Genomic DNA, 9,632 nt, shown 5'->3' on the forward strand with positions numbered 1-9,632 from the left:
ACAGGAACGGCCCTTGCTCAGGTTTCGTCCGGCAAGGCTGAAGGCGAGCGAGTTCGAGCACGGAGTGTTAGGCGCGGGCTCCGCTGAGCTCGACTATGCGCCGGCACAGGAGATCTCCGAAAGGCTGGGGAGCATCGTACGGCGCGGACAACTTGGATACGCTCTGCCGGAGGATCTCGTCGAGCTAAAGCATGCCGCAGCCTCGTGGCACAGGCGCACCCTAAGCTGGGCACCGCAGCCGGAAGACTTCATCGCCGCTCCTGATATCGCGAGCGCTTTCGCCTACTTCTTGTTGACGATGGCGTCCGCAGACAGCCGGGTGCTTGTTCCAAACCCCGGATACCCAAAGCTCAAGCGGGTCGCATCCGCACTCGGATTCGAGACCCTGAACTACTCTGTGGATCGCATCCAAGGTGGATATGCGTACTCACTAAGTGACATCGAAACGCACCTGCGAGAAAACCGCGGTTGCGTCGTAGTTCTACTTCACCCTCATATCCCGACGGGTCACCTTGCCTCAAAAGCAGAGCTCGAGAAGCTCGCAACAGTAGTAGACAAGTATCGAGCCACCGTCTTCTCAGATGAGGTTCACGCCCCGCTTTGGCTCGAGGACGAACCGCATCTGCCGTATGCCGCTTCTTCCAACCTCGCCCGTCAGCACACAACGACCGCGGTGTCCACTTCCAAGACTTGGGGAGTTTCTGGTGCACGGGTGACGCAACTCATCGTGCCCACCGATCGGCGGGCACGACACGAGCAGGAGAAGGCACGACGCGTGCTTCTCGAGGGCGCTGTGACTGCCCTCGGCGTTCAGGCGTCCATCGTCGCATACGATCAAGGCGGCCCCTGGCTGGAAGCTCTTCGCGCAAGACTCAGGGCCAATCGGGAGCTCGTGGACCGCTTCGTGGATCAGTCATCGGTAATAGGCGATTATGTCCCGCCCAGATCATCGTTCGTCGCATGGATGGAGCTGGCTGTGAATACGAGCCACGAGTCGGCAGCTCAGCTCCTGCTCCGGCGCTCCCGGCTCGGCGTGCTAGGGGCGGCCGATTTCGACTCTCCACGAGCGGGCTTCTTCCGCCTCAACTTCGGCAGCGCCCCTGACGTGGTCGAAAGGTGCTTGTCCCTCATCGCCGATGCCGGCTCAGAAGAAGATCCGCAATGTGAGCAGACCGGAATCTCCGGCTGCGCTCTGGATATCGACGGGAGTGCCCATGTCAAGCAACAATAGAGCCGCACGGGGTTTCACCGAAGGACTGCAAGATGACGTCGACTGGTTTGGAGATCTCACACGTCGACGCAGCACCGGCCCCGTCTCGCCCCATCACCGCACGCTCAGCGCCGAGATGTCCCAGGAGACGCTCGCGGTGCAGGCCGGAACGTACGAGGATCCTGTCACGGGTGCAGTGGGAACGCCGATCTTCGCGACCACGACGTTTGACCTCGGATCAGACAGCTACAGCGCGTTCTCCGACGGCGCGCTTCGAGACGTCCCGATCTATACGAGATACGGCAACCCGAGCCAATGGTCTGTGCAAGAGAAGATCGCATCCCTCGAAGGAGCGGAGAGTGGACTGATCACGTCGTCCGGAATGGCTGCCGTGGCCAGCACGGTCTTCGCTTTGACGAACGAAGGGGGACACATCATTTCGGCGTACGACGTGTACGGCGGGACCTACAACTTCCTCCGAGAGGATATATCCGGATCGGGGCGAGATGTGACCTTCATCGATCCCCTGGACCTCGACGCCATTCAGGCGGCGATTCGACCAGAGACCCAGATGATCCTGCTGGAGACCCTGACCAACCCGCTACTGAAGATCCCGGATATTGAGGCCATAGGGGAACTTGCCAAACGCAGCAACATTCTTCTCGTCGTGGACAACACGTTCTTGACCCCAATCAATTGCCGACCACTTCGCGTCGGTGCCGACATCGTCGTGCATAGCGCGACGAAGTACCTGAGCGGGCATAGCGATGTCACGGCGGGTGTTGTCGTCGGATCGAGGAAGTACCTGGACCGAATCTGGGCACAGGCCCTGAGGTTTGGAGGCAGCGCGGAGGCGATGACGTGCTATCTCGTCGAAAGGGGGATGAAGACACTCGCGCTCCGCGTTGCGCAACAGAACCGATCAGCCGGGGAGATCTCTAAGTACCTGAACACGCATCCGGCTGTGCTGGAGGTGGCTTATCCGACCCTCCATCCCGAGACGATTCCGCCGTTCCTACGCGAAGCACCAGGATTCGGCGGGGTGGTCAGCTTCCGTGCATCGGGTGGTGACCGGGCAGCTCTAGCCGTAATGAAAAGGCTGGAGATCCCTCGGACGGCCACCAGCCTCGGAGGCGTCGAATCGCTGGTGAGTATGCCCACGAACACTTCGCACAGCTCTCTTACTAGCGGTCAGAAGCAGCTCGTAGGAATCCAACCTGGGTTAGTCCGACTGTCGATCGGAATTGAGGGGACGACCGACATCCTGCGGGACCTCGAGAAGGCTCTCGCCTCGGAGAAAGAGGAAACCGATGCGTAACGGCTTCAATACCGCGGGATTCAGTGAAGTGGTCCATGAGATCACGAACGATTCGAAAGAGGCGAAGTTCGTCTACGCAGTCAGAGGACGTCGCAGCAAATTGACGGGGTTATCCGTCCACGTGCTGCCGGCCCTGCTGGGTACGGTCAAGTCACCTCGGCGATTCAACTTTTCACTGAGAGAGAGCTGGGCGGAGGTGCCGCTCGGAGAAGTCCACTTGCCCACCCCACAGGACCTGTTCCTCACCGGCATCGGATCCTGCATGATGACAACACTCGTCGGCGGTGCCAGCGCTCGCCACCTGGATTTGGAGGGTGCAGACGTGGTTCTAACCTTGTCCTCTCGCGATAGCACAACGTCAGGATTCGCCGAGGCCATCGTCTCGGCTCAATTCAATCTCACGACGTCGTCCGACGACAGCCAGTGCCAGCAGCTCGTCGATCGCGTGGCCGAACAGAGTCCGAACTACGTGAGTGTGATCTCGGGAACCCCCGTTGACATCGTCACTGATCTACCGCCGCACGTTCGATCTCGCGTGGAGCACTGGGAACCGCTTGCAAATCCGATCTCGCACGTCGAGCCCGTCACTACATCCTGGATTAGCGGGCCGCAATGTCTCGTGATCACCGGCGGAAGGGATGAGGGTACGTCATTGCGCGCGGACGCGCCGAAGCAGCTGACGGGTGTTGACTGGGGTCCGAATCCGCAGGAGTACCTGTTAGCCGGCCTCGCAGCAGAGATGGCGGGATTGCTCTTCACGAACTCGGTCGGCACACCGATTGAGGGACAGGCATGGGACGTTGTGTCGACTGGGGTCGAGGACGTCAGGGGGTTCTTGGGCGTAGGTTCAGGCGTCACCGTGGGACTGCAGGATGTCGACTGCCGCATCATTGCGCCGCGAGGGTCGGACGAGCTCATTGCCGAGATCATCAGCCAAGCCATCCGGAACTCGGAACTCGCAGCTCTGCTTGTGATTCCCGTCCCTATAGAACTCTCCTGGCGAAAGACGATGGATCAGGATAGGTCAAATAATAGGCTCGTGCTCCGGCCGGGGATCGGCGAATGACACAGCCGATATCGCGGTCCGGAAAGCGGTCCGACGTCCAGTACCCATCGGCCGAAGGCCTAATCGTGGCCGTCGGGGCTGGCCCATCGAACTTGAGCCTTGCTGCTCTGGCGGTGTCGATGTTCGAGCCTCGCGTCCGCGTTCTCGAATCACGATCCTCAGCAGCATGGCATCCCGGCTTACTGCTTCCTCGTTCGCGTCTCCAAGGGAGTTTCCTGCGCGACCTCGTGACACCGGTGGACCCCAGGAGCGAGTACTCGTTCATCAACTACCTGCATGTGATGAAAAGGCTCAATGGGTTCCTCACAGCTCACCGGGACAGTTCGCTCCGTGTGGACTTCAGCGGATACTTCGAATGGGTCGCACAGCAAGTACACACATCGTTCTCCGAGGAAGTTGTCGACATCGCGTTCGACGGCGACAGTTTCATCATTGAATCCGCTCATCAAACCCTGCGTGCCAAGAACATCGTCTCGGGGTCAGGGGCAATCCGTTTTGTACCGAACGATAAATGGCTCACCATCAAGAACGTCTGGCACGCGAGCGAGCACCTATCGATGCCGCGTCAAACCAGTGGCAACAGGGTGGCGATCGTCGGCGGAGGGCAAAGCGCCGCGGAACTCTTCCTGCATCTTGTCGACACGCCAGAAGAACGTCCACGGGAGTTGATCTGGCTGACCGGCCGCGGTGGACTCCTGCCACTGGACCAGAGCGCCTTTACCGACGAGTTCTTCCAACCGTCCTACGGCATGTACTTTTCAGCTCTCCCCGCCGAACGGAAGCCAGAGATCGTGGCGCGACAGCATACTGCGATCTCCGGAATCAGCCGCGAAGTTCTTCAGGAACTCTATGCCAGAGTGTATGCGCTCGACGCGTTCGAGCCAACGCTGATGAATCAGGGAATTCTTGCTGGCTCGGAAGCAGTCGATCTAACGCCCGCGCCCGACGGCACAGTCGACGTCGTGATCCGCGAGGTTGACTGCGGACAGCTGTCGAGCACAAGAATGGACGCTGTCATCCTCGCGACGGGGTACAGAAAGAGCATTCCGCCCTATCTGTCATCGCTCATGCCAAAACTGGACTCTTCCGACGGTGCGCTGGTCGCTAACAGCATCGGTCGTGTCGGTTTCGACGGGCCCGCGTCGAACGGTCTCTACCTCCATTCGGGACCCAGCATGTCTGCAGGGGTCGGCGGCCAAACGCTCGGGCTCGTCTCATGGAGAAGCGCACGGATTCTGAATGACATTGCTGACGAACCCGTTTTCGATCTCTTGCCCGAGTGGTCAGCCCAAAGCCGAGGGACGACCACATTCGGCTCCCCAATCAATGATCATCGAAAGTGATGTCCCAAAATGAAACCTGTCCCCAAGTTTTCCCCTATGGCGCGCGGAGCAGGAATGGCCGATCCCTTTTGGGATGAAGCACTTGCCGCTAAAGTGCATGGTCTCGACCTCTCGCGGACGGGTTCACATGCCATGTTTACGATCAGTGGACGTGAACTCTCGAACATGTCATCTTACTCCTATCTCGGGCTGGACGAGAACGCCGACATCATCGAAGCGGCGAAGACACAGATCGCTAAGTCCGGCGTGCTCAACAGTTCTCTTTCTCGAGTACGAGTTCGCCTCAAGACCCTGAGCGAAGCAGAAGACCGACTATCCTCCTTGTTTCGCGCAGATGTCGGGACGGTCACATCCTGCGCTGCCGGGGTCTGGGCAATGTTGCCGTTGATCGCTTCAGGCCTTTTGACGGACGATGTCCGTCCCATCGTCGTGTTCGACAGATTCGCCCATTTCTGTCTTCAGTCGATACGTGGCCTCTGCGCCGTCGAGACCGAAGTCCAAACAATCGGGCACAACGACATGGAACGACTCGAGGAAATTTGCAAGAGCAACAAGGTGGTCGTCTACGTGGGGGACAGTGTTTACAGTACCGGCGGAACGACTGCGCCAATGGAGAAGCTGATCGAGCTCCAAGACAAGTACGGGCTCTTCCTGTTTCTCGATGAGGCTCACTCCACGTCCGTCCTCGGTGCGAAGGGAAGAGGACTGGCACTTGACGCGATGGGGGAAATCAATCGACGAACGATCCTCGTCACATCGCTCAACAAGGGATTCGGGGCTAGTGGCGGGGCGATCGTCTTCGGCCCGACAGCTGATAAGAGCAGACGAGAACGCGCTCTCAGAAACGGTGGTCCGTTTATGTGGTCACAACGGATCAACACCGCGGGGCTCGGGGCGATCATCGCGTCATGCGCATTACATGAGAGCGCCGTGCTGCCGGCGCTACAAGACCAGCTAAGGGTCGCGCGAGAGGCGTTCGATACAAATTATCCGCTCCAGTCGGCCAACGCTGCAAGCCCCGTCCGCTTCATTCCCATCGGAGACGAGAAGCAGACCATTCGTCTGTCCAGGGCACTGATGAACCGGGGCTACTACGTTGAACCGGATTTTTATCCCGTCGTCATGTGGGGGCACGCAGGTCTTCGTGTCCGACTTCGCGCGAACATGTCGGTCGCCGAGGTCTCCCGGTTCACTTCGACTCTCGAGCAAGTTGTGCCGTCCGTGTCGATCACCCCACCCAGCGAAAACTCGAATACGAGGAGGTCATAAACCGTGAAACCCATCGTTCAGACGGAATTGGAGTGGCATGAAGGGTCGTGTCACTGTGGCAACGTCTTGTTCCGTGTCGCTATTACCCGACGCTTGCTCATCACCGTCTGCAACTGTGGAATCTGTCACCGTGCGGGGCATCAGGAACTTCTCGTCCCCGAGGAACGCTTCGAGCTACTGACCGACCGAATTTATCTCAAGGAATACCGGTTCGGCGATCGAAAAGCAGACCACACGTTCTGCGTCGTCTGCGGGATCATGCCCTTTTACCGCCCTCGATCGCACCCAGAGGGCTTCTTCAGCGTGAACGCGAGATGTCTGGATCTCGATTTCGCGGAAGATATTAAATGGGCGGACTTCGACGGACGGAACTGGCAGCAAAGCATCGACACCGGACTCCACAAAAGAACTGAATGAAGTCCAGCTCCACCAGATCCATCACATTGTTGAAGTCCTCAGGAGGCAGAAGTGCAAAACGATACCGGAAAGTGTGCAACCTCGACCTTATGTGCCCTCGTGTTCATCCTGAACCTGGACATCACGATTGTGAACATCGCGCTTCCGCGTCTAGGACGAGTTCCCGATGCGACGAACGACAAGCTGCAGTGGGTGATCGCCGCATATGCTCTCTCGGCGGCGGTCGCCGTTATCCCCTCGGGTGCTCTGCTTGACAAGTACGGACCGCGGCGCGTCCTGTCTTGTGCGGCACTCCTCTTCGGGGTGTCCTCGCTTCTCGCAGCCCTGTCCCCGAGCGCAACAGCGCTCATCGTCGCCCGTGTAATCATGGGACTAGGGAGCGCGGCGATCCTCACCGGAAGCATCGCAACACTCACCCTTTACTACCAAGGATCTAGAAGGCAGCGAGTCTTCGGAATATGGTCGGCGTGTGCTGCCATCGGTCTGTCGGTCGGACCTCTGGTGGGCGGCTGGCTGCTCAGCGTGGCGGATTGGGAGGTGATCTTTCTGATCAACGTTCCTTTCTGTGCTCTCGCCGTGATCTTCATCGCTCGTACCGTCCCCGCATCAAGCGAAGTGCACAAGAACAAGATCGACGTCTTGAGCATCTCTCTTCTCAGCCTGGTGCTTCTGTCGGGTGTAGCGGGCCTCATCGAGTTTGGGGCCGAGCGCGTCTTCTCCGCGCTGATCCTGACGGCCTGTTGTGTAGTTTCTGGTGGGCTATTCCTTACCCGCCAGAGAGGTAAGGGGCCGAGGTTACTTGATCCCGGAGTCCTAACGAGCGGAACGATGCTCGTTCCGCTCTTCGTCCTCATAGCTCTCTTCACGGTGATGGCGGTGCTGCTGTTCCTGCTGCCGTCGTCGTTCGAGCTCGCCTTGGGCCAAGATCCGTTCAGTGCTTCGCTGCACATCTTGGCTCTGCCGCTCAGCATTGCCGTCGCCGCAATCTTCGGGGGTCATTTCCTCCACAAACTCCCCGCATGGATGACGATGTGTTGGAGTCTGGGAACCACCGCAATCGGACTGATCATCTTAATGTTTCTCGACCCGGCAAGACCCTCCCTTATTGTCTTCGTTGGGCTCGTCTGCATTGGTATCGGCGTCGGTCTCGGACAGCCTGCCGCTCTCCAAACTGCCGTGAGCGCCTTCCCTCCCGCCCAGCGAGGGATTGGTTCCGGCTTCGTGAACTCTCTTCGGCTCGCGTCGAACGCCGGTGGTGCGGCAATCGCCGGAAGCATCGTGTCGCTTACCGTGTCGAGAGCAGATCCCTCGCTCAGCGCAAACAGTCTCATAGCGGGCGCATCGAGCTGTCGAAGCACTGATACAGCGGACGTCTTCGGCATGATGGATGATCTCTGCGTCGCATACGTTGACGGGCTACGGCTCACTCTCATGGTTGCATTCCTCTTGGTTATTGCAGCCGCGGTGGTGGTGATACTCCGAGAGTTCGTCATCCGAAGAGACGGCGCTCGCATGATGGACGCCCGTACGAAACTCAACAATTGAGGAAGAATGTCCGAAGTGATTAGACGAACTTATTCGGAACGAGCGTCGGAATATATCTCCGCCCTTGGTTCAATAGACGACATGGACGACGCCGATATCGCGCTCATATCTAGATGGGGGCGAAGCGTAAGGGGTCCGATCGTCGACGCGGGATCCGGGCCAGGGCACTGGACCGAGCACCTTCGTACCCTTGGATCTGAGATTCGCGGAGTCGAGGTCGTTCCGGCATTCGTAGATTCTGCACGGCAAAGATTCCCGGACTCAGACTACGAAGTCGGCGACTTTCGAGCGTTACCCGTCGAGGCCGGTAATTTCGGCGGCGTGCTGTCCTGGTACTCGATCATCCATATGCAACCCGATCAGACGGGTTCGACATTTGAGGAATTCGCGAGAGTGTTGAGACCAGGAGGCACGCTTTTGATCGGCGCGTTTTTAGGTGCTCAGAGTGTGCAATTCGACCATGCGATTACTACAGCATATTTCTGGTCGGAAAGCGGACTGTCGAGCGCACTCGAAGCTGTGGGCTTTCGCACGATCGAGGCGCATACACGCTCCATCGTCGGGAGCCGGCGCCATCTCGCCATAGTTGCCGAACGACCATGACAAGCGACGCCCGGCAGTATGCGCACGAAGACCCCGGGCCAGCCTCAAGGACCCGCGGTCTCAACAGAGGTCCTTGAGAACAGAAGCAACGGTCTGTCCCGCCAAGCGATCGTCGATCAGCAAATCCGTCGGCAAGAGAACACGAGCGAGGAGGGGTCCGAAGAGCAGATCGCAGATGTACTCAGAGTCGACCTCGTCGCATGTAATCTCGCCCCGTTCTCGAGCGCGCATCAGCATGAGCCGGACGTTCTCCCGACGCGGGCGGATCATCTTCTCAAAGTAGAGCTGACGAACTTCGGTATCCGTGCGAATCACCTCGAACAAGCCGGGCAGGTTCTTCTGGACGAGAGCGGTGGTCATCATCGCCACATCGCTGCGCTGCAGCTCCAAAAGATCGGACTCCAGGTTGCCGGTGTCGATCTCCTCCTGGCCGCCGATCCGTGCGAGCAACACTTCTAGCGCCAGGATCGACACACTCTTGTACCTGCGGTAGACGGTCTGCCTTGTTGTCCCGACTTCGTTGACGATCCCGTCCACGATCAGCTTGTTGAACCCGCCGGACTCCATTCGCCTCTCAGACGTACGCACCAGCGCACGGCTGATCAATGCGTCGCGAGGCCTGCCCGCCTGTTTGGTGCTCACTTCTGGGACACCACCAGTCGATATCGTGCAATCTCATTGTGTTATCGAGCTCTGCTGCAGTCGATGACCCTTCCCACCGGGATTGCATACACGGAGGGTTATTCAGGCGCCATGTTGAGCGATGTCGGCGCGCCTCACGAGGGCGGCCGCTCTTTCTTGTAAGAATTTAGTTACCAGACTGAATTCACAGAAAGAACGGCCGCGCATGAAGCATACAAC

Annotated in this window: 9 protein-coding genes; 8 read left to right on the plus strand and 1 reads right to left on the minus strand. The window is 58.8% G+C overall.

Features of this window, described 5'->3' with window-relative positions; genetic code table 11:
• Positions 1 to 13: 13 nt before the first annotated feature.
• The 8 genes from B0H03_RS08780 (at position 14) to B0H03_RS08815 (ending at position 8,771) form a co-directional block, all read left to right on the plus strand.
• Positions 14 to 1,231: an aminotransferase class I/II-fold pyridoxal phosphate-dependent enzyme gene (locus tag B0H03_RS08780; RefSeq protein ID WP_160487296.1), complete on the plus strand. Its 1,218-nt coding sequence runs from the start codon at positions 14 to 16 to the stop codon at positions 1,229 to 1,231.
• Positions 1,215 to 2,528 (plus strand): trans-sulfuration enzyme family protein, encoded by a 1,314-nt coding sequence (locus B0H03_RS08785; RefSeq protein ID WP_202130019.1) that lies wholly within the window; start codon positions 1,215 to 1,217, stop codon positions 2,526 to 2,528. Before B0H03_RS08780 ends, B0H03_RS08785 begins: the two co-directional genes overlap by 17 nt.
• Positions 2,521 to 3,594, plus strand: coding sequence for an OsmC family protein (locus B0H03_RS08790; protein ID WP_104264295.1), 1,074 nt, complete (start codon positions 2,521 to 2,523; stop codon positions 3,592 to 3,594). Before B0H03_RS08785 ends, B0H03_RS08790 begins: the two co-directional genes overlap by 8 nt.
• Entirely contained in the window at positions 3,591 to 4,937 is a 1,347-nt protein-coding gene (locus B0H03_RS08795; protein ID WP_104264294.1) for a SidA/IucD/PvdA family monooxygenase, read from the plus strand. The genes B0H03_RS08790 and B0H03_RS08795 overlap by 4 nt, the downstream gene beginning before the upstream one ends.
• Before the next feature lie 36 nt (positions 4,938 to 4,973).
• Complete coding sequence (locus tag B0H03_RS08800; protein WP_258061932.1) at positions 4,974 to 6,206, plus strand: aminotransferase class I/II-fold pyridoxal phosphate-dependent enzyme; 1,233 nt, start codon at positions 4,974 to 4,976, stop codon at positions 6,204 to 6,206.
• A gap of 3 nt (positions 6,207 to 6,209) precedes the next feature.
• A complete protein-coding gene (locus tag B0H03_RS08805) occupies positions 6,210 to 6,623 on the plus strand; it encodes a GFA family protein (RefSeq protein ID WP_202130020.1) in 414 nt (137 codons plus the stop codon).
• Between the two features lie 99 nt (positions 6,624 to 6,722).
• A complete protein-coding gene (locus B0H03_RS08810; protein WP_160487299.1) occupies positions 6,723 to 8,168 on the plus strand; it encodes an MFS transporter in 1,446 nt (481 codons plus the stop codon).
• 81 nt (positions 8,169 to 8,249) lie between these two features.
• The gene (locus tag B0H03_RS08815) at positions 8,250 to 8,771 is read left to right on the plus strand and encodes a class I SAM-dependent methyltransferase (RefSeq protein ID WP_237399439.1); all 522 of its coding nucleotides are present in this window, start codon (positions 8,250 to 8,252) and stop codon (positions 8,769 to 8,771) included.
• A 60-nt stretch (positions 8,772 to 8,831) separates the two neighbouring features.
• On the opposite strand, the gene B0H03_RS08820 is transcribed toward B0H03_RS08815, so the two are convergent.
• The gene (locus B0H03_RS08820) at positions 8,832 to 9,413 is read right to left on the minus strand and encodes a TetR-like C-terminal domain-containing protein (protein WP_104264290.1); all 582 of its coding nucleotides are present in this window, start codon (positions 9,411 to 9,413) and stop codon (positions 8,832 to 8,834) included.
• Positions 9,414 to 9,632 lie beyond the last annotated feature (219 nt).

Source organism: Rathayibacter iranicus NCPPB 2253 = VKM Ac-1602 (assembly GCF_003149025.1).
GTDB classification, from domain to species: domain Bacteria; phylum Actinomycetota; class Actinomycetes; order Actinomycetales; family Microbacteriaceae; genus Rathayibacter; species Rathayibacter iranicus.